The sequence below is a fragment of the Arthrobacter sp. Sr33 genome, from assembly GCF_054511195.1.
Genome location: NZ_JBTNDD010000007.1, coordinates 185,893 through 205,283, shown reverse-complemented (window position 1 = coordinate 205,283; position 19,391 = coordinate 185,893). Strand labels below are relative to the sequence as shown.

Sequence of the window (19,391 nt, the reverse complement as noted above, 5' to 3'; positions counted from 1 at the left end):
ACCCCGGGCAGCCTGAGTAGCCCCGGTAGCTCAGCGGACGGGAACACACCAACGGCTAACCGGCCAGTTTGGCGAGCACCCCGCCCGCGTGGCGCCGAGCGTCGGGACTGCCCAACTGCAGGGTCAAAGCCGACCCAGCCGCCAGGACGGCGTCGACCACGGGTAGGCCGTACCGCCGGCGAAGTTCGCGCGAGACCCCCATGCTGGTCAGCCCAGTGCACGCCTGCAGGATGACGTCGGCGCCCTCGTCAACCAGCCGCTCCGCCGCGAGATAGGTTTCGTAAACCCCGGACGGCGTGAGTAGATCCTGGGTGTGGGTGACGCCGTCGGGCGCCTGAACCGAATGCAAATGCTCACCCAGCACCCGGGCAACGGCGAGCGGCGGTTCTGTGCTGAGCGCGAGCACACCAATCCGGGAGCCCAGGGCGAGGGCAGCGGCCGCCCCTGCAGAGCCGGCGCCCACCACCGGAATATCAACGAGGCTGCGTACGTCCTCCAGCCCGGGATCGGAGGAACAACTGATCATGATGCCGTCAACGTGGGGTGCCAGGTCGGCGGCGAGAGCCATGACCTTGGGGGACGCGAAATCGTGAGTCAACTGGTCGTGGACGCCTTCCGGCTGGTCGTGGACCGCTCGCGAAACAACTTCCACACCGAACGCGTCGCGGACCGCGCGACCGTGGATGTTCAACAGTCGGGGATCACTCGAAGTGAGAACCCTGATTAGGCCGATGCGTGTCATTGATTCCTCATTGGAAGGCCGGTTGGGTCAATTCAATGGTGACAGCGGCGGATTAACGCGAGGTTTCGCGCCGGTTAGCAACTAAAGACCCGTGGGCGTTGCCGCTTTCGGGGGCATGGACGGCGAACTGGGAATGCGACATAATCCCTTCAACTCCTGCCAATAGTTTCGCCCCTCAATGCCTTCTGGAAGGAACGAGCATGGAGCAGATGGTGGTTACCGGGGCTGGTCCGGTCGGATGGACGGTAGCCGAGTTGCTCGCTGGCGCCGGTCACCGGGTGCGGATACTGACCAGGAACGGCACCGGCCCCGACTCGCAGCTGATCCAACGGCAGCCGGTGGATGTGTCGGACCCGACGGCGGTGACTAAAGCCGTTGAGGGGGCCTCCGCCGTCTTCCACTGCATTCACGCCGCCTACAACGCCGACGCCTGGCGGCGGGAGCTTCCCCGGTCGGAGCAAAACATCCTGGCTGCTGCGGCACGCGAGGGCGCCGTCGTCGTCTTTCCCGAAAGCCTCTACTCCTACAGCAAGCCGGAACAGGTGATGACCGAAGCCGGTCCCCGCGACGCGACGGGAGGTAAGCGCGGAGTCCGCACTGACCTGTTGAAGGCGCGGGAGGCATCACCGACCCCCACGGTAAGCGTTGTCTCGGCCGACTTTTTCGGCCCCCGGGTGCTGCAGTCCCAGATGGGTGAGCGGGTGGTGCCCCGGGTGATTGCCGGTCGGCGGATCAGCGTGATCGGGAGCGCAGACACCCCGCATTCCTTCACCTACGTCCCCGATCTTGCGGCCGCATTGATCACCGCGGCCCGCGACGAGCGGGTGTGGAACACGGTGTTGCACGCGCCGACCCTGCGTGCGATCACCCAACGGCAACTGGTCGCCGCCTTCGCCACGGCTGCGGGCGTGCCGACCCCCAACGTCGTCGCGGTGCCGGGCTGGTTTGTTCGGGTACTCGGACGGGTGCAGCCCTTGATGCGCGAGCTGACGGAACTGCTGTACCAGATGGAGCACCCCTTCATCATGGATTCCACAGCGTCGGAGCAGCGGTTGGGGCTGGCCCCCACCCCGTTGCCTGAAGCAGCGGCGGCAACGGTCAACTGGTGGCGGGACAGATCCGTTGCCGGGCGCCGTTAGAGAGCGAGACCGCTTCGGTGGGGTAGGTGGCGGAGGCTCGTAGTCTGGCCCTGCACTACGAATGATGCAAGGATCCAGGCCCGTCCCGTGCCGCCTCAGAGGAGCTTGTCCAACCGCCGTCGGGCGCTGTCCACGGCGCGCTGCGCATCACGGACGGCGCGGACCGCGACCGACTGTTCCTGTTCGGCCTCGTCGATCTGGTGATCGAGTGACTTGAGGTCTGCCCTCAACTCGGCGAGACGGTGCTGCAGGTCCTCAATCTCTGTGGATAACCCGGTACGGCGGTCCTGGAACTTGTCGATCCTGCGTTCCGCGTCCTCGGCGTCGTCGTCGGCCTCCGCCAGAGTGCGCTCGGCGTCCTCCAGTGCGGTGCGCGCGCTGTCGACGCGTTCCTCGTCGACCCCGTTCTCTCCGGCGGTGATCTTCCCAACCCCGGCCCTGCCGGTGGCGGTGGTGGCCTGCTCAAACGGCCCTCCCACAGCACCTTCGAGGTCGACGGCGTCCCAGCCGCTGGCGCTCAGGACGCGTAGGAGCCGCCCGGTCGACACCGCGGCGGCGGCATCCGCGTCGGTCATGGCGGCACGGAACGTCTGCTCCACTTCGGCTGCGACCGTGGCACTGACACCATGGCCGAGTTCTTTCGCGAGCGAGATGCCCACTGTGCCCAGCCCGCTGAGTAGCCGCTGCCGCTGCTGTCCGAGTTCCTTCATCCGTTTCTGATCTAGCTCTTCCTGGGCATTGCGCAGAGCCATCCCAAGCTCAAGGGCCTCGTCAACGGCGTCCCGGCGGTGCTGGACGAGCATGTTGACCAGCCACGCTGCCATCGAAGGTTTGGGGAGCCGCCTGATCTGACCGGATAGCAGCTTGTCATCGGCGCTTTTCGCCCGCGCGTTGCGTTCGGCGGTGAACTCTTCGAGGGGGAGGGCATACAGGTGAGCGGCAGCCTCGGTCAGGGGGTGTTCGGATTGCTTCCGATCGCTCACGGTGTCCTTCCTCAGCGCGGGTGGGTTTGGCCCCAATGTAACCGTGGTGATCTACCTCTCACAATTGCCGCTACCATTCCTCTAGAGGAATTGATCTGGGGAAACGGATCGCCCACCGTAAGACTGGGCCGCCAAACGTTCGTTGGCGTGCGACATCGGCGTAACGAAGCACACTAGGGGATGAGTTCAATGGCGACCAAATGGGAACCTCGGTTCGAGGGCGAGGTATTGCCCGAGTCGCTGTTTGCGCAGGCTCACGCAGCTACCTCCGAGGTCACACTGATCACCGATGCCAGCCAGAACATCGTCCACGTCTCGCAGTTCTTCACCACTATTACTGGATACAGCCCTGAGGATGTGGTGGGGCTGAACTGCCGGTTGCTGCAGGGGCCTGGATCTGATCCTGAGACCAAACGCGTCATGAGGACGGCACTGGCCGCAGGGGAGCCCTTCCGCGGGGAAATCCTTAACTACCGCAAGGACGGGTCAGCATTTTGGAATGACCTGAGCGTGGTCCCGCTGCGCGACGCCGACGGTCGGGTCGCCCACTATGCCAGCGTCCAACGGGACATCAACACCCGGATTGCCCTGAACGAGCAACTGCGGTTTCAGGCGATGCATGATCCGGTGACAGGGCTGCCAAACCGGGTGGCGCTCACCGAACGGTTCCAGGACGTGTTCGCCAGGGGCGACCACACCAAGGTCACGGCAGCCGTAGGCATGATCGACCTTGACGACTTCCGCGCCGTCAACAACGCATTCGGCCACGAAGCCGGGGACCACGTCCTCAAAGAATGGGCTGTGCGCATGCAGGCCATATTGCGCGACGGCGATTTTCTCGGCCGGATGGGCGGCGACGAATTCATTCTCCTGGTGAAGGACATTGACCGCGCGGCGGCGCCGGTAGTGCTCGCTGGAATCCTGGATTCGCTGCACGATGCGGTTGAACGGCCGTTCACCGTCAATGGGAGAAGCATCAGGGTGGGGATGAGCATGGGGCTCGCGTTGTATCCCCGCGACGGGTGCGACATGGCGTCGTTGCTGCGGAATGCCGATGAAGCGTTGTATCAGTCGAAGAAGTTGAAGAGCAACCGTGACCGGTGGTGGACGCTGGCTGCTGCTGAGCCGGAGGCCGGATTGGGGTCCGACCTGAATTATCTGGCAGCGGGCGTGGCTGGCGTCGGCGGGCGGCCGGATAGCAGCGTCATCGACAGTTACCGGGAGCGGCTGCACTCAGGGGGGCTCGATGCGTTCATGCAACCGGTGGTTGACCTCCGAGATGGGTCGGTGCACCTGTTTGAGGCGTTGGCCCGGCTGCGGATGGCCGACGGGCGGATTGCTTCGCCCGGCGAGTTCCTTCCCTATCTGACCAAAAATGAGCTTGACCTGCTCTTTGTCGGGATGCTTGATCAGGCGCTCGGCTGGGTCGCCACCTGGGATGGGGAAGGGCTGAAGGCGAACATTTCGGTGAACCTTCCCCCGAGCACGCTCCTGAATCCGGACTGTCTCACTCTGGTGCGTGACGCTCTGGAGCGCCATAATATTGCCCCGAACCGGTTGGGTCTCGAGTTGCTTGAATCACAGACCCTGGAGTGGGAGGTGCAGCGCGATGCCCTGGATCAGCTCGTGGGCCTCGGTGTCGGGCTTGCCATGGATGACCTCGGCGCAGGCCACAGCAGCCTGAAACGACTGTCGGTGCTCCCCTTCAGCGCCATCAAGCTGGATCGCGAGCTGCTCACCGAGATCCGCAGGAAGCCTGTGGAGACGCTGAGCATGATTGCGTCCCTCATCCAGATGGGCCGTGATTTCGAAATGAACGTCGCCATTGAGGGGCTGGAGGATCTCGGGATCACCGAGGCCGCCGTCGTCCTCGGCGCGCCGCTGGGGCAGGGGTACTACTTCACCCGGCCGCTGCCTGCCGTGGAGGCTGCCGGCTGGGCGCGCGGCTTCATCCTCGACGTGCAGCCGAATGCGCCACGAACCTACCTGGGCGGGTTGGCCTACCATTGGCAGTTCGCCCGGCTGGGTGCGCCGCATCCGCGTCCGCTGGCAGCCTGTCCTCTCACTGGGCTACTCGACGACAGTCCCGCCAACGAGGATGTGATGCGCTGGCACGCTTTGCAGCACGATCCCGAGGCCACCCACCCCTCGGCGGGCCGCCTGCTGATGGACTGGCTGGTGCAGCAGATCCGACGCAAAGGAGCGGAAACCGTCGGGGTTTTCACCCCGGTGTAGCACCCCCTTATATATGAAGCCTGCTTAGTATTACGTGTAGGCTGACAGGGTAGCGACAGGAACTCTGCGCTACCCGAGTGTCTGGAGCAATCGATGTCTGAGCAGAATTCCCCCATCACCAACCCCCCTATTCCTGGTGCGCCGTCGGTTGCGGCGCCGAGCCTGGCGGAGCCGGTGGAACCTCGCGAGCCGCTCCCGCCCAAGCCCGATCAGGATGCGCCCGAGACTGTGTCACCGACCGGTACCCCCACCGGCGCTGCCAAGACCGTCAATTCGCAGAGCGGTCGGTTCCTCACCACTGCCCAGGGCGCCCGGGTCGCCGATACCGATCACTCTCTCAAGGCGGGTCCACGTGGGCCGGTCCTGCTCCAGGACCATCATCTGCGTGAAAAGATCACCCACTTCGACCACGAGCGCATCCCCGAGCGTGTCGTTCACGCCCGCGGGGCTGGCGCTCACGGAACCTTTGTGGCCAACGGTGCCGCAGCAGGAGTCACGAAGGCTGGCTTCCTCGCCAAGGACGTCGAGACGCCAGTCTTCGTGCGATTCTCCACGGTGCTCGGCTCACGCGGTTCGGCTGACGCGGTGCGTGACACCCGTGGCTTCGCCACCAAGTTCTACACCGATGAAGGCACCTACGACCTCGTGGGAAACAACATCCCGGTGTTCTTCATCCAGGACTCGATCAAGTTTCCCGACGTCGTCCACGCTGCCAAGCCGCACCCGGACCGTGAAATCCCCCAGGCCCAAAGCGCCCACGACACGTTCTGGGATTTTGTCTCCCTGCACAGTGAAGCGCAGGCGCACACCATGTGGAACATGTCCGATCGCGGCATTCCCCGCTCCTACCGGACGATGGAAGGCTTCGGCGTCCACACCTTCCGGCTGCAGAACGCAGCAGGCGAAACCACCCTGGTGAAAATCCACTGGAAGCCGAAACAGGGCGTCCACTCCCTGGTATGGGAAGAAGCCCAGATCATCAATGGGATGGACCCCGACTTCCACCGCCGCGACCTGGCGGATTCCATTGAGGCCGGAGCCTTCCCGCAGTGGGACCTGGGCATCCAGACCTTCCCGGACACCGAAGACGAGATGTTCGAGGGAATCGACCTGCTCGACCCCACCAAGTTTGTCCCCGAAGAGTTGGCTCCCGTGCAGATCATCGGAACGATGACACTGAACGCAAATCCGACCAACTACTTCGCTGAGACCGAGCAGATCGCGTTCCACCCGGGTCACCTGGTGCCGGGCATCGACGTCACGAATGATCCCCTGCTGCAGGGTCGGCTGTTCTCCTACATCGATACCCAGATCAGCCGGCTCGGTGGACCAAACTTCGCCCAGCTGCCGATCAACCGGCCGCACGCTCCCGTCAATGACATGCTCCGCGACGGCATGCACCAGACCGCAGTCCACGGGGGAGTGGCGCCGTACCGGCCGAACTCGCTCGACGGCGGTTGCCCGTTCCTCGCCGGTGAGGACATGAGCGCCTACATCGACGTGCCGCAGAAACTTCCGGCGTCGCGCAAGGTACGCGAAAATCCGGCCACGTTCGAAGATCACTTCAGCCAGGTGCGGATGTTCTTCAAGTCCCTCACCCCGCTGGAACAGGATCACGTCATCTCCGCGTACACCTTCGAACTGGGAAAAGTGTACGAAGAGAACCTGCGCGTCCGGCAGCTGCAGAACCTCGCCAACATCGACGAGCGTCTGTGCGCCGAGGTGGCCAACGGTCTCGGCCTGGCAGCACCCGCACCCATCGAACAGGTCGAGGATCACGAGCCGAGCCCCACGGTTTCGCAGATCGGCGGCACCTGGCCTGTTGAGGGCCGGATCATCGGTGTGATCGCTGACGCCAACAGCGACGTCACCGCCGTCGCCAGGCTCAGCTCACTGATCAACGACGCCGGAATGGTTCCGTTGATCATCGCTCCCAAGGGCGGCAAGCTCGACGGCGGACTGGTGGTCCAGCGGACCTACCTCACCGCCCGATCCACCGAGTTCGACGCGCTGATCGTGGCCGGCGCGGCAACCCCGAGCGACGACGCTGCCAATAGCCGGGACGCTAAGGCCGGGTCACCGGGCGTGACAATCGACCCCCGTGTCGCACTGCTCCTCTCCGAGGCGTTCAGGCATTCGAAGGCCATCGGCGGCGTCGGCGACGTTGCCTCGGTGTTGCAGTCAAGCGCCATCAGCCCCGAGGCGCCAGGCGTCGTCGTCGGCGACGCGACGCCAGTGCTCACCACGCTGACCGAGCTGCTGTCCAAGCACCGGGTCTGGGACCGCTTCCCGGTTCCCGCTAAGTAAATAGGTTAAAGGCAACTGACCGCTGGGAGAGACCCCGGCGGTCAGTTGCCTTTAACCCCGACCCCTCCGCCGAGAAGTTAGAGTAGCTGCATGTTTGAGGCTTTTACGGAATTCGTGACGACGGTTGACGGGGTCGATATTGCGGGCAGGATCTCCCGCCCCACGGATGAACCCAAGCCGGCGCTGCTGCTGCTGCACGGGCATCCCGAATCTCACGTGATGTGGCACAAGATTGCCGACCGGCTGACCGAGCGCTACACCGTGGTGATGCCTGACCTGCGCGGCTATGGTTCCTCGGGAATTCCGGCCAGCGATCCGGAGCACCAGACCTACAGCAAGCGCACGATGGCCCGAGACCAGGCGCTTCTGATGCAGCATTTCGGCGCTGAGCGCGGATTCCGGCAGTTTGCGGTCTGCGCCCATGACCGCGGTGCACGGGTGGCCCACCGGCTGCTCACCGACCACCCGGACCTGGTGACCGCAGCAATGCTCCTGGACATCGCCCCCACCCTCGACATGTATGAAGCAACCGATAGAGCCTTTGCCGAGGCTTATTTCCACTGGTTTTTCCTCATCCAGCCGCAGCCGTTGCCGGAATCGCTCATAGAGGCCAACCCGCGCGCCTACATCGAGAATCTGATGGGAAGCAGGTATGCGGGCCTCGCCCCCTTTCCGCGGGATGTTCTCGACCAGTACGTTGCTGCCCTCTCCCGGCCCGGCGCAGTTCACGCGATGTGCGAGGACTATCGGGCGTCGTCGACCATTGACCTCGAGCATGACCGCCACGACCGGGCCAGCAATCTGCAGATCAGCACCCCGCTGAGGGTGCTGTGGGGGCAGCACGGGGTGGTCGGCAAGCAGTTCGATCCACTCGCACTCTGGCGCGAACTGGTCCCCAACGTGACCGGCCGGGCGCTCGACGCCGGCCACTACCTGCCCGAGGAAGCACCGGCAGACGTATTGGACGAGATCCTGAGCTTCCTCTAACGTCCGACCCCGCCGGGTTGAACCTGCCTTAACGAACCGCGCCGCCCGACCCCGAAGGGCCGGACGGCGCGGCGGCCTGGAAAAGACCTAGTACACGAGCCCGAAGACCCAGGCCGCCAGCGTCATCGTGGTGATGGTGGTCAGCACCAGCGCAATGAGGTTCAACCAGATGCCGGCCTTGAGCATGTGGGCAATCTCGACATGGCCGGAAGAGTAGGCGATGGCGTTGGGTGGCGTCGCAACCGGCAGCATGAACGCGCAGGTCGCGGCGATAGCCACGGGGATCACCAGCAGCATCGGATCCACGCCGAGCCCGACGGCGACCCCACCGATCAGCGGCAGGAAAGCAGCCGCGGTGGCCGTGTTACTGGTGAGCTCGGTCAGCAGCAGCACGATGCCAGCCACGATGGCGATGATCAGGACCAGCGGCAGCACATCGAGTCCGGCCACCCGCGTGCCAACCCAGGCGCTCAGACCGGTGGCGGTGAACTGCGCCGAGAGCGCGAGGCCTCCGCCGAACAACAGCAGGATGTCCCAGGGCAGCGCCCTGGCGCTGGCCCAGTCAAGCAGGGGCACGCCCTTCTTGATATTCGCTGGGATCACGAACAGCAGGACAGCGACCACCATGGCGATGACGGCGTCAGCAATGTTCGATCCCGGCCACAGCAAGGGGACACTGATCCAGGCAGCCGCTGCGAGTACGAAGATCACACCGACCTGCTTCTCACCGGTGTTCATCGAGCCGAGCTTCTTGTACTCATCCCGGATCAGCTGGCGCCCGCCCGGGATCTCCTTGATCTCAGGCTTGTAGAAGACCTGGGTAAGGAGGAACCAGGCAATGAACATGAACACCACCGACATTGGCACGCCGACCAGCATCCACTGGCCGAAGCCCACCTGAATGTCGTGGGTCTCGGCCAGGTAGCCGACCATGAGTGCGTTGGGTGGGGTGCCGATAATGGTGCCGAGCGAACCGATCGACGCCGAGTAGGCGATGCCCAGCATCAACGCGATGCCGAACCGCTTCGGTGGCTTGCCGTCGCTGACAGTTGCCACCAGGGTGAGAACCGAGATGCCGATGGGCAGCATCATCACGGCTGTGGCGGTGTTGGAGACCCACATACTCAGGAATCCGGTGGCGATCATGAAACCGCCGATGAGCTGGCTCGGCTTGGTACCGACCAGGAGGACGGTCGCGAGCGCAATCCGCCGGTGCAGGTTCCACCGCTGGAGCGCGAGGGCCAAAAGGAACCCGCCCATGAACAGGAAGATGATGGGGTTGGCGTAGGGCGGCGCCACCTCATCAATGGTGGACACGTTCAGAATCGGGAAGAGGACCAGGGGCAGCAGCGCTGTCGCGGCCAGCGGGATGGCCTCGGTCATCCACCACAGCGCCATCAGGGCGGCGATGGCGGCGGTCACCCTGGCGGGCTGCTCAAGGTCGGTCGGCAGGGTCAGATACATGATGATGGCGACGACGACGCCGGCCACCAGCCCGATCCGTTTCCGCATCAGCACCCGTCGGTCCTCGGCAGGCTCCAGCATGCCGGGTGCAGTCGAGGTATCGACCTCTTGTTCGCTTGATGGTTGTTCGGTTGACGGCGTTGTCACGGTGTATCCTCCCGATGGGAGCGTCCGGGCACCCGAACGCTGACTACATATGCAACCCCATGAATCCAACCAAGTAAAGCTGGGCAGTTGTACGACGGCCGGCCGTGGGAGGATTCTGAGCATGAACTTCTTCGACCGGTCCGGCCGCAAGCCCGTTGTGACAGTGCTCGTGGGGGACCGCCCGGTGGTCGGACTGGAGCGGGTTGCGGCGCTGGCGGAGCTCCGAGAAACCGACGCCGCCGGCCTGCCGATGGCGCTCCGCGGAGCCGACGTGCTTTACCTCTGGGACTTCTTCTCCGGCGCGGTCGAGCCGGCCTGGAAACACGCCGATTCCTTGACGTGGCTGCACGTCGCAGCGGCCGGCGTCGACAAGCTCCTTTTCCCCGGTTTGATCGAATCCGCTGTCACAGTAACGAATGCGCACGGCGTGTTTGACCTTCCGATGGCCGAGTACGTGCTCGGCGCCATGCTGTTTTCCGCCAAGGACTTCGGCCCCACCCGCGACCTACAGCACAACCGGGTCTGGGGCCGGCGAACCACCCGCAACATCGCCGGCGCGCGGGTCCTGATCGTGGGAACGGGAAGCATTGGCCGGTGCACTGCGCGACTCCTGAGCGCGGCGGGCGCCGACGTCGACGGCGCCGGCAGAGTGGCACGGACCGGCGACCCCGACTTCGGCACCGTCCACAGCAGCTCACACCTCACGGCGGTGGTCGGCGCCTACGACTATCTCGTCCTCGTGGCCCCGCTGACCGCCCAGACAGAGGGGATGGTCAGCGCCGAGGTGCTCGCCGCGATGGCACCAACCGCGGTTCTGATCAATGTGGGGCGCGGCCGCCTCGTCGACGAGGCGGCGTTGGTGCGGGCGCTCGACGACGGCGGCATCGCCGGAGCGGTCCTGGACACCTTCGCCGTCGAGCCCCTCCCTCCGGCCAGCCCGCTCTGGGGGATGGACCAGGTGCTCATCTCCCCTCACATGGCCAGCGACGCCGATTCCTGGCTGCAGGATCTGGCCCGCCAGTTCGAAGACAATTTCCTGACCTGGTATGCGGGAAAGCCGTTGCCGCACCGGGTGGACAAGGCGCTCGGGTACGTGCCAACGTCTGGCGCTGACAGCTGACCGCGGCACCCCGACCATTTCTCCTCCGGAATAGATTCTCTTCTTTCGTGCGTTGCGGCTATTAGGATCTGCTCCTCCCACACCACCTCAAAGGAATTTCTGTGTCTCATGGTGCCCCGCCCTCCGCTGCGCGCCAGCCAGCCGAGAACCAGCCGGCCGAGAACCAGCCAGCTGCGAGCCAGCCGGCCGGGAGCCGGGAAGACGCTGCGGAGGCCAAACGCAACAAGCTCGTCATCTCGCTGCTCCTCGTATCCGCCTTCGTGGTGATCCTCAACGAGACCATCATGAGCGTGGCACTGCAGTCGCTGACCGTGGACCTCGGCATCACCGTCAGCGCCGGCCAGTGGCTGACCACCGCGTTCATGCTCACCATGGCAGTGGTCATCCCGGTCACCGGGTTCCTGCTGCAGCGGTTCCACACCCGCCCAGTCTTCATGGCCGCCATGTCCCTCTTCAGCCTCGGCACCCTGGTGTCCGCGCTGGCGCCGGGCTTCGAGGTCCTGCTGGTCGGCCGGATCATCCAGGCGAGCGGAACCGCCATCATGATGCCGCTGCTGATGACCACCGTGATGACCCTGGTCCCGCCTGCCTCACGCGGGCGCACCATGGGCAACATCGCGATCGTAATCTCGGTGGCCCCGGCCATCGGCCCCACCGTCTCCGGCCTGATCCTGAGCGTGCTGGACTGGCGCTGGCTCTTCTGGCTGGTCCTGCCCATCGCCGTCGGCTCGCTGATTCTCGGCGCCACCCGCATTCAAAACGTCACCACACCGCGGCGCCTGCCCATCGACGTCCTCTCGGTAATGCTTTCCGCCCTGGCGTTCGGCGGCATCATTTACGGCCTCAGCCAGTTCGGTGAAGCAGCCGAGGGCGGCGGACCGGTTCCACCCTGGCTGCCCCTCGTCGTCGGCGGCGTAGCGCTGGTCTTCTTCATCCTCCGCCAGCGCAGCCTGCAGCGCGCCGACCGCGCCCTGCTGGATCTGCGAACGTTCACGTCCCGCACGTTCACCATCTCCATCCTGGTGATCTCCGTCAGCATGATGGCATTGTTCGGCACCATCATCCTGCTGCCCCTGTACGTCCAGAACGTGCTGGGACTGTCACCGGTGGTGGCGGGCCTGCTGCTGTTCCCGGGCGGGCTGACCATGGGTCTGCTCGGCCCGGTGGTGGGGCGCATCTTCGACAAGCGCGGACCCCGCATCCTGGTGGTGCCCGGCGCGATCCTCGTCAGCCTGGTGTTCTGGGGGTTGACGATGCTCAGCGAAACCACTCCCTTCCTGATGGTGATGGTGGCTCACGTTTTCCTGAGCATCGGCCTCGCCCTGATGTTCACGCCGCTGTTGACCTCGGCCCTGGGATCGGTCCGGCCGCAGCTCTACTCCCATGGCAGCGCGATTGTCGGCACCGTCCAGCAGCTCGCCGGTGCAGCGGGCACCGCGCTGTTCATCTCGGTGATGACCATCCAGGCATCTGCCCTGCTCGACGGCGGTGCCTCCGAGGTTGCTGCCGAGGCGGGCGGCATTCAGGCTGCCTTCTTAGGCGGCGCGATCGTGTTCATGTTGGCCGTGATTGCCGCGTTCTTCATCCGGAAGCCCGAAGAGGCACCCGTTGATGCTGCCGACGCCCCCATCGACGGCGCCGGAGTGCCGGCAGTCCACTAGGCGGACGGCTAGGGGTGCCTGACTCCGTCCCCATTGAGGACGGCCAGGTACCCTTCCCGGAACGTGGGGTAGGTGAAAGTGAACCCCGTGGCGGTCAATGCCGCATTGCTCAGGCGTTTGCTTCCGGTCCGCGACGTCGACGCCGGCCCCACCTGCGGTGTGGGCACGCCCAGTTGGGCGGCAAGAAACTCAAGGACCTCGCCCTGGTCGACCGGCTCATTGTCGACGCCGATATAGACCGGACCCGGCTCGCCGACCTGGGTGGTCAGGTGCACGATGGCCGCCGCCGCATCATCGCGGTGGATCCGGTTGGTCCACTGGACCTCCTGCGGCAGGACCGCGGTGCCGGAGGACAGTTGGTCGATCAGCCGGGTCCGGCCCGGACCGTAGATCCCTGACAGCCGCAAGATGATGGCCGCCGGTCGCCGGTCACGCAGCAGCTCCTCCGTGCTGGCCAGGATTTTCGCCGTGGCAGTGCCGGGCGCCACGGGAGTCGATTCGTCCACCCACTCGCCCTCGTCGCCCCCGTATACGGCGGTGGACGAGACCAGCAGCACTTGCGCGTCGATGCCAGCACGGTCCAGCGCGTCCAGCACGTTGCCGGTAGCAGTGAGATAAGCCGCGCGGTAAGCGTCCTCGGTACGGCCGTCCGCGGCGGTCGCCAGCACCACAATGCGGGTGTCGGCGGGGAGCGGCGGCAACTCGCCGGTCAGATCCACCGGGACGCCCGCAATTTCCGCCGGGAGCTTGTCGGCTGACCTCCGCCATCCGATCACCCGGTACCCCGCCGCGGCGAATCTCAGCCCGGCCTCGGTCCCCAGATCGCCGCATCCAGCAATCAGTACAGTCCCCCGAGGAGATTTACCTTCGCTCACGTCAGAACCCTTCTCGAACCGGTCGAACTATCCTAAAAGTCGAGCCTACAACGGCGCCGGACCTGCAGAAATCCCACCGGTCGAGGTCGGTCAGTGGGATTGTCTAGATTATCCCAGTGACCAGGGCTGACCGGTGGGAGAGTCGGAACTGGCAGGATCCGGTGGGAGAGTCGGAGCGGGCAGAATCCAGAATTTGCTACCCGGCGGCTGCAGGCTCCAGCTCTCGCTCGTTCGCCGCGGCCCGCTTGTCCTTGCGGTGACGGAGCTGGCCGATCAGGGTCACCACAGCGGACAGGACCGCCGAGAGGGCGATGCCGACCCAGAGGTCTAGTTGAAGCGCTGCCGCCCCCACGAGGGCGCCGAGCAGAATCAGTGAGATCGCGAGTGCGCGGCGCACCCAGAACGGGCTCTTTCCGCCGGCGAGGCGCGAATCCGAGGCCAACCCGGTAATGGTGGAGGTCACCACCACCGTGGTGATTTCGGCGACCTTGAGGCGTTTCGCCGTCGCGGCCTGAATACCCATCGCGAGGGCGAGGGTGCTGGTGGTGATACTGCCCAGTAGGTGGTCGGCGGTGACGTCGACCAGGGCGGTGAACAGGGCCAGGCCCCCGGTCAGCCCTGCCACTAGCAGGAAGGTTGCCGATGTTCGTCCGCTCCAACCCTCGGATGCCGTGCGCAACACGCGCCCGCCAATGACGGCGCCAACCATGAAGAAGAGCAGGGCCAGGGCCGGGCGGAGGACCGGGAGATCGCTGCCGCCTGCGATGGCCATGCCCAGCAGAACGACGTTGCCGGTCATGTTGCCGGTGAAGACCTGATCGAGACCCAGGAAACCCACCGCGTCCACCACCCCGGTGGAGAAGGTGAGCGTCAGCATGAGCCATAGGTGGAGTCGGTCGGTGGAGACGGGCTGCCGCTTCATTGGATCCTCCAGGGGTAGATGGACCGTCGCATCACCGTCGGCATGTATACAAAATGTACCTTTCTGCCTATTGTTGTATGCAATCGGTTGCTTGTGGAAGCGGGCTGCGTGACGCACCCGGACCCATCAAGACCCCAACCCAGTCCACGGACCCGCTCAACGAACCGAAAAGGACCTCGATGACCTATACCCAGCCCGCTTCCTTCACCACCCGGCCCACCCTCGAGGGCACCTTCGGGATGACCGCTTCCACCCACTGGCTGGCCACCGCGTCGGCGCAGGCAGTCCTTGAGCGTGGGGGCAACGCGTTCGACGCCGCCGTCGCCAGCGCATTTGTGCTCCACGTCGTAGAGCCGCACCTCAATGGCCCGGGTGGGGATATGACCGGCGTGTTTGCGACGGCGGCAAACCCGTCCGAGCCCATCGTCCTGATGGGGCAGGGCCCGGCCCCAGCCGCCGCCACCCGCGAGCACTACCTCTCCGAGGGTCTGGAACTGGTGCCAGGCTCCGGTGCGCTCGCCGCAGCCGTACCCGCCGCCGTCGACGCCTGGTTCCTGCTGCTCCGTGACCACGGCACCTGGGAGCTCGGCGACGTCCTGCACTTCGCCATCGGCTACGCCCGGAACGGGCACCCTATTGTCGGGCGGGTGGGTGCGACGATTTCAGCGGTCGCTGACCTCTTCAACGAGCACTGGCCCACGTCGGCAGCGCTCTGGATGCCTGAGGGCAAGGCCCCAGCGGCCGGTGAAATGATCAAGAACGAGGCCTACGCGGCAGTGCTGGACCGGTTGGTGGCTGCCGGGGCGCCGGACGCCACCCGCGAGGAGCGCATTGATGCTGCCCGCCGCGAATGGAGCGAGGGTTTCGTGGCGCAGGCCGCCGTCGCCTTTACCGCGCAGCCGCACCGCCACTCGTCCGGCACCGACCATGCCGGGGTGATGAGCCTCGAGGACTTCGCCGGTTGCCAGGCCACCTACGAGCCCGCCACCACCTTCGAGTTCCGCGGCCACACGATCGCGAAAACCGGGGCCTGGGGGCAGGGACCAGCCCTGCTGCAGACCCTCGCCATCCTCGCCGGGTACGACGACGAGCACCTGGACCCGTCCACTGCCCTCGGCGCCCACACCATCCTCGAAGCGCAGAAGCTGGCCATCGCGGATCGGGAGGCCTACTACGGCGACGCCGACGTTCCGCTGGATTACCTGTTATCCGAGGAGTACTCAGCCCAGCGCCGGGCGCTGATCACCGACTGGGCGTCGGCAGAGTTCAGACCCGGCACCGTCCCGGGGCGCGAACCCTTCATCCCACCGCTGCGCACCGAATACACGGCACCGGCTTTGGCCGGGGTGGGCGCAATGGCGGGCGTCGGCGAGCCGACCGTCTCCCGCAGCGGTGAGACCCGCGGCGACACCTGCCATATCGACGTCGTCGACCAGTGGGGCAACATGGTCTCCGCCACGCCGTCCGGCGGCTGGCTGCAGTCCTCACCGACCATCCCCGAACTCGGGTTCTGCCTGGGCTCACGGTTGCAGATGACCTGGCTGGAGGACGGTGCGCCGTCGACCCTGCGCCCCGGCAAACGCCCCCGCACCACCTTGACTCCGACCCTGATCCTCAAGGACAGCGTCCCGGTGGTGGCGCTCGGATCACCCGGCGGCGACCAGCAGGACCAGTGGCAGCTGCTCTACATTCTGCGCACCGTCGTCGGCGGCTACTCACCACAACAGGCCATCGACGCTCCCTCGCTGCACACCACGTCCATCCCCGGATCCTTCTACCCCCGAACCTGGGAACCCGGGGGAGCCGTGGTGGAGGATCGCCTCGGTGACGACGTCATCTCCGATCTGGAAGGCCGCGGCCACGTGGTGACCAGGGCCGGCGACTGGGCGCTCGGCCGCATCTCCTCGGTTGTGAGCGACCCCGCGACCGGTGTACTGAAGGCCGCCGCCAACCCCAGAGGAGCACAAGGCTATGCGGCAGGACGCTAAGCTGCGGGGCGCACGGGAACTGCCGGCAGCGATCCGCGGTGCCGCTCTTGCCGCCTGAGCCAGAGTCGGTCGATCCTGCCCCGAAACAGCGGGTGCAGGACGAAATCCGGCATGACATCATCTTCGGGTCCCTGCGCCCTGGCACCCGCGTGACCGAGGCGGCGCTCGCCGCCAAGTACGGGGTCTCCCGCATCCCTGTCCGGGAGGCGCTGCGTGCGCTGGAGGCTGAGGGTTTCGTTGATTCCAGGCCGTACGCCGGATCGACGGTGTCGGAAATTCCGGTGGACGACGCCGACGATCTCTTCGCCGTCCGTGAAGCGCTCGAGGCTGCCACCGCGCGGCGTGCGGCGCGGCGGGCGTTGGCCCAGTTCAGTGCGGGCGAGCCCAGCGTCGGGTGGTGGAAGACCCGCAGGTTGCTCGCCGACCTGCTCGACGACGGCGACCAGGCCGTGGCGGAGGGCAACCTCAAGGTGCTGCCCGAGCTGAACATCCGCTTCCATCTGGGGATCGCCGATCTCAGCGGCAGCGCCTCATTGACGGCCCTGCTGCGCCAGATTTCCGGCAAGATCGAATGGCTTTACGCCACGGACGTCGATCATCGGGGGAAGCAGTCGTGGGGTGAGCACCGGCTGATCATGGCAGCGATCGACGCCGGCAACCCGGTCGACGCCGAACGGCTGATGGCCGAGCACGTCCACCAGTCCCGGGTGGGATATCTGGACCGCTTCGCCACCCCCTGAGACTGGCCCCCACGGTTTTTCCCGCTGACCGTCGCTAGAGGAGCGGGCGGAGGGGAGCGAGGATCGCCTCGCTGACGCGGGCCACAAGGTGGCGTCGCTCCCATTCCTTAATTGTGAGAATCCGGCTGTTGCCACTGTCGATCGCGAAGATCTGCTCCATGTTGTGTGCCAGCCCCTCGTCGAAGATCTCCAGGTTGATCTCGTAGTTGCCGGTCAGGCTCAACCGGTCAATGTTGGCGGTGCCGACTGTCGACCATTGCCCGTCCACGGTCGCCGTCTTCGCATGGATCATGGCGTTCTGATAGAGCAGGATCTGGATGCCGTTCTCCAGCAGTGATGAATAGAAGCCGCGGGACAACCAGTCAGAAAGCACATGGTTTGATTCCTCTGGCAGGATCACGCGGACGTCAACCCCGCGTTTACTGGCCCGCAGCAGGGCGTTCAGAATCTGCTGATCCGGAATGAAGTAGGCGGTGGTGATGTAAATGTGGTCCTTGGCTCGATTTATTGCATCCAGGTAGACGCCGCGAATCGGGAACACCAGGTTGGCGGGGATGTTGTTGACCGCCCGGAGGCGGGGCTCCCAGAAGCCGGCACTGGTGTCGTCCAGGGGTTGCCGGGACCGTGTGGTGGCCAGGTTCCAGACGCTGACAAAGGCTTCGCGCAAATCCCAGACTGACGGCCCGACAATCCGCAGGTGGGTATCCCGCCACTTCGTGGCGTACAGGCTGCCGATGTTGTAGCCGCCGACAAATCCGATCCGCTCATCAACGACCAGGAGCTTGCGGTGGTCAAACCCGGTGCCGCGAATGTTGGTGAAAAGGATTGACGGCCGCAGGACCGGGAACCGGAAGACTTGCACATCGGGGTGGAACGAGTAAAAGGATGGCCGCACCACCAGGTTCGCGAAGCCGTCGTAAATGACATGCACCTTCACGCCACGCGCTGCCGCCTCGTTCAGGGCGTCACGGAAGGTGTGGCCGACGGCGTCGCCCTTCCAGATGTAGGTCTCCATCAGGATCTGGTGCTCGGCAGATCGGATTGCCTCGAGCATCGCTTCGTAAAGATCTTCGCCGTAGGTGAAGACGGTGGTCGCCGACCCGGCGACGTGACCGTCGAAGGTCCCCGGCTTGGGGAATCCCTCACGTTTGGTTCTGATCTTCTTCTCGACCGCGTCAATAACCACCAGTGTTGCGGCGACGACCGCCTGCAAAGCCCCGAGCACCATCGCAGCTCTTCCGACGACGGTGCTGGCGAAGCCGACGAGGCGCTTGGGGTGGTGTAGACGCATATTCAAGAGCCTATCGGACCGCCGTCGGTTTCAGAGCTGGCGTAGATACCGGTCGGGCGCGTTCATGAAGCTACGCCAGTTGACTGTCAGATCCAGTTCGTCCCAGTGCATCTCGCGGAACCCCCAGGGCCCGAGCTCGAGGATTGTGGCGCCGGGAAGGGCAGCGAGGAGAGGGGAGTGGGTGGAGAGGAGCACCTGGGATTTCCCGTCGGCGAGGAGTTCTTTCAGGATCCCGAGCAAAGCCAGACAACCGCCGAAGGACAACGCCGATTCCGGCTCATCCAGCACCCACAGGCCTGGTCCACGAAACCGGTCCACCGCGAGTTCGAGGAACGACTCCCCGTGTGACATCGAATGGAACCGGGTGTCGTTGCCCGACCGGCCGGGATTCTGCTCCAGATAGGTGAAGAACCCGTGCATGGTCTCGGCACGCAGGAAATAGCCTCGCTTGCTGGCGCCCGGGTTCCGGACCAGCTGGAGGTGATCCGACAGTTCCGACTCGGACGGCCGGGTTGAGTGACGCGCACCGGTCGACCCGCCCTCGGGCGACAGCCCGAAGGCCAACGCAATCGCCTCGACCAAGGTCGATTTGCCCGAGCCATTCTCGCCGACCAGGACTGTGGCGGAGCCGAGCGCCATCCCGTCGTCCAACAGTTGCGCCACGGGCGGCAGGTTGGCCGGCCAGCTCCCCTGCTCCAGTTCGGAGGCCGGATGGGCAGTGACCCGCCGGAGGGGGAAACGGTCGAGGCGCATCACAGCATCATGGCAGCCGCCTCAGACAGTCACAATC

At 65.3% G+C, this 19,391-nt stretch carries 15 protein-coding genes; 8 read left to right on the top strand and 7 right to left on the bottom strand.

What is annotated here, in order from left to right:
- Window positions 1-55: 55 nt before the first annotated feature.
- On the bottom strand, window positions 56-742 hold the full coding sequence (locus ACX80T_RS11355; RefSeq protein ID WP_024475765.1) for an aspartate/glutamate racemase family protein: 687 nt from the start codon (window positions 740-742) through the stop codon (window positions 56-58).
- Between the two features lie 200 nt (window positions 743-942).
- Here ACX80T_RS11355 and ACX80T_RS11350 point away from each other — a divergent pair, with 200 nt between their 5' ends.
- Entirely contained in the window at window positions 943-1,881 is a 939-nt protein-coding gene (locus ACX80T_RS11350; protein ID WP_459304457.1) for an NAD-dependent epimerase/dehydratase family protein, read from the top strand.
- A gap of 95 nt (window positions 1,882-1,976) precedes the next feature.
- Here ACX80T_RS11350 and sctO read toward each other — a convergent pair whose 3' ends face one another.
- Entirely contained in the window at window positions 1,977-2,864 is an 888-nt protein-coding gene (gene sctO, locus ACX80T_RS11345) for a type III secretion system stalk subunit SctO (protein WP_459304456.1), read from the bottom strand.
- Between the two features lie 189 nt (window positions 2,865-3,053).
- Here sctO and ACX80T_RS11340 point away from each other — a divergent pair, with 189 nt between their 5' ends.
- From ACX80T_RS11340 to ACX80T_RS11330, 3 genes are all read left to right on the top strand, one after another.
- On the top strand, window positions 3,054-5,099 hold the full coding sequence (locus ACX80T_RS11340) for a putative bifunctional diguanylate cyclase/phosphodiesterase (RefSeq protein WP_459304455.1): 2,046 nt from the start codon (window positions 3,054-3,056) through the stop codon (window positions 5,097-5,099).
- 93 nt (window positions 5,100-5,192) lie between these two features.
- A complete protein-coding gene (locus ACX80T_RS11335) occupies window positions 5,193-7,406 on the top strand; it encodes a catalase (RefSeq protein WP_459304454.1) in 2,214 nt (737 codons plus the stop codon).
- Between the two features lie 90 nt (window positions 7,407-7,496).
- Window positions 7,497-8,393 (top strand): alpha/beta fold hydrolase, encoded by an 897-nt coding sequence (locus ACX80T_RS11330; protein WP_459304453.1) that lies wholly within the window; start codon window positions 7,497-7,499, stop codon window positions 8,391-8,393.
- A gap of 87 nt (window positions 8,394-8,480) precedes the next feature.
- On the opposite strand, the gene ACX80T_RS11325 is transcribed toward ACX80T_RS11330, so the two are convergent.
- On the bottom strand, window positions 8,481-10,004 hold the full coding sequence (locus ACX80T_RS11325) for an SLC13 family permease (protein ID WP_459304452.1): 1,524 nt from the start codon (window positions 10,002-10,004) through the stop codon (window positions 8,481-8,483).
- Between the two features lie 121 nt (window positions 10,005-10,125).
- Here ACX80T_RS11325 and ACX80T_RS11320 point away from each other — a divergent pair, with 121 nt between their 5' ends.
- Entirely contained in the window at window positions 10,126-11,124 is a 999-nt protein-coding gene (locus ACX80T_RS11320) for a D-2-hydroxyacid dehydrogenase (protein ID WP_459304451.1), read from the top strand.
- 101 nt (window positions 11,125-11,225) lie between these two features.
- Entirely contained in the window at window positions 11,226-12,785 is a 1,560-nt protein-coding gene (locus tag ACX80T_RS11315; RefSeq protein ID WP_459304450.1) for an MDR family MFS transporter, read from the top strand.
- Between the two features lie 8 nt (window positions 12,786-12,793).
- On the opposite strand, the gene ACX80T_RS11310 is transcribed toward ACX80T_RS11315, so the two are convergent.
- Both ACX80T_RS11310 and ACX80T_RS11305 read right to left on the bottom strand, forming a co-directional pair.
- Window positions 12,794-13,660 carry an SDR family oxidoreductase gene (locus ACX80T_RS11310; RefSeq protein ID WP_024476284.1) on the bottom strand — a complete coding sequence of 289 codons (867 nt, stop codon included), beginning with the start codon at window positions 13,658-13,660 and terminating at the stop codon, window positions 12,794-12,796.
- A gap of 196 nt (window positions 13,661-13,856) precedes the next feature.
- Window positions 13,857-14,582 (bottom strand): YoaK family protein, encoded by a 726-nt coding sequence (locus tag ACX80T_RS11305; RefSeq protein ID WP_024476283.1) that lies wholly within the window; start codon window positions 14,580-14,582, stop codon window positions 13,857-13,859.
- Between the two features lie 179 nt (window positions 14,583-14,761).
- Between ACX80T_RS11305 and ACX80T_RS11300 the strand changes: the two genes are divergently transcribed.
- Window positions 14,762-16,570 carry a gamma-glutamyltransferase family protein gene (locus tag ACX80T_RS11300; protein WP_459304449.1) on the top strand — a complete coding sequence of 603 codons (1,809 nt, stop codon included), beginning with the start codon at window positions 14,762-14,764 and terminating at the stop codon, window positions 16,568-16,570.
- 47 nt (window positions 16,571-16,617) lie between these two features.
- Window positions 16,618-17,310: a GntR family transcriptional regulator gene (locus ACX80T_RS11295; RefSeq protein ID WP_459304448.1), complete on the top strand. Its 693-nt coding sequence runs from the start codon at window positions 16,618-16,620 to the stop codon at window positions 17,308-17,310.
- 34 nt (window positions 17,311-17,344) lie between these two features.
- Here the strand turns inward: ACX80T_RS11295 and ACX80T_RS11290 are convergent, their stop codons facing one another.
- Together ACX80T_RS11290 and ACX80T_RS11285 are read right to left on the bottom strand one after the other, a co-directional pair.
- On the bottom strand, window positions 17,345-18,538 hold the full coding sequence (locus ACX80T_RS11290; RefSeq protein ID WP_459304474.1) for a phospholipase D-like domain-containing protein: 1,194 nt from the start codon (window positions 18,536-18,538) through the stop codon (window positions 17,345-17,347).
- A 93-nt stretch (window positions 18,539-18,631) separates the two neighbouring features.
- Window positions 18,632-19,354, bottom strand: coding sequence for an AAA family ATPase (locus ACX80T_RS11285; RefSeq protein ID WP_024476277.1), 723 nt, complete (start codon window positions 19,352-19,354; stop codon window positions 18,632-18,634).
- Window positions 19,355-19,391 lie beyond the last annotated feature (37 nt).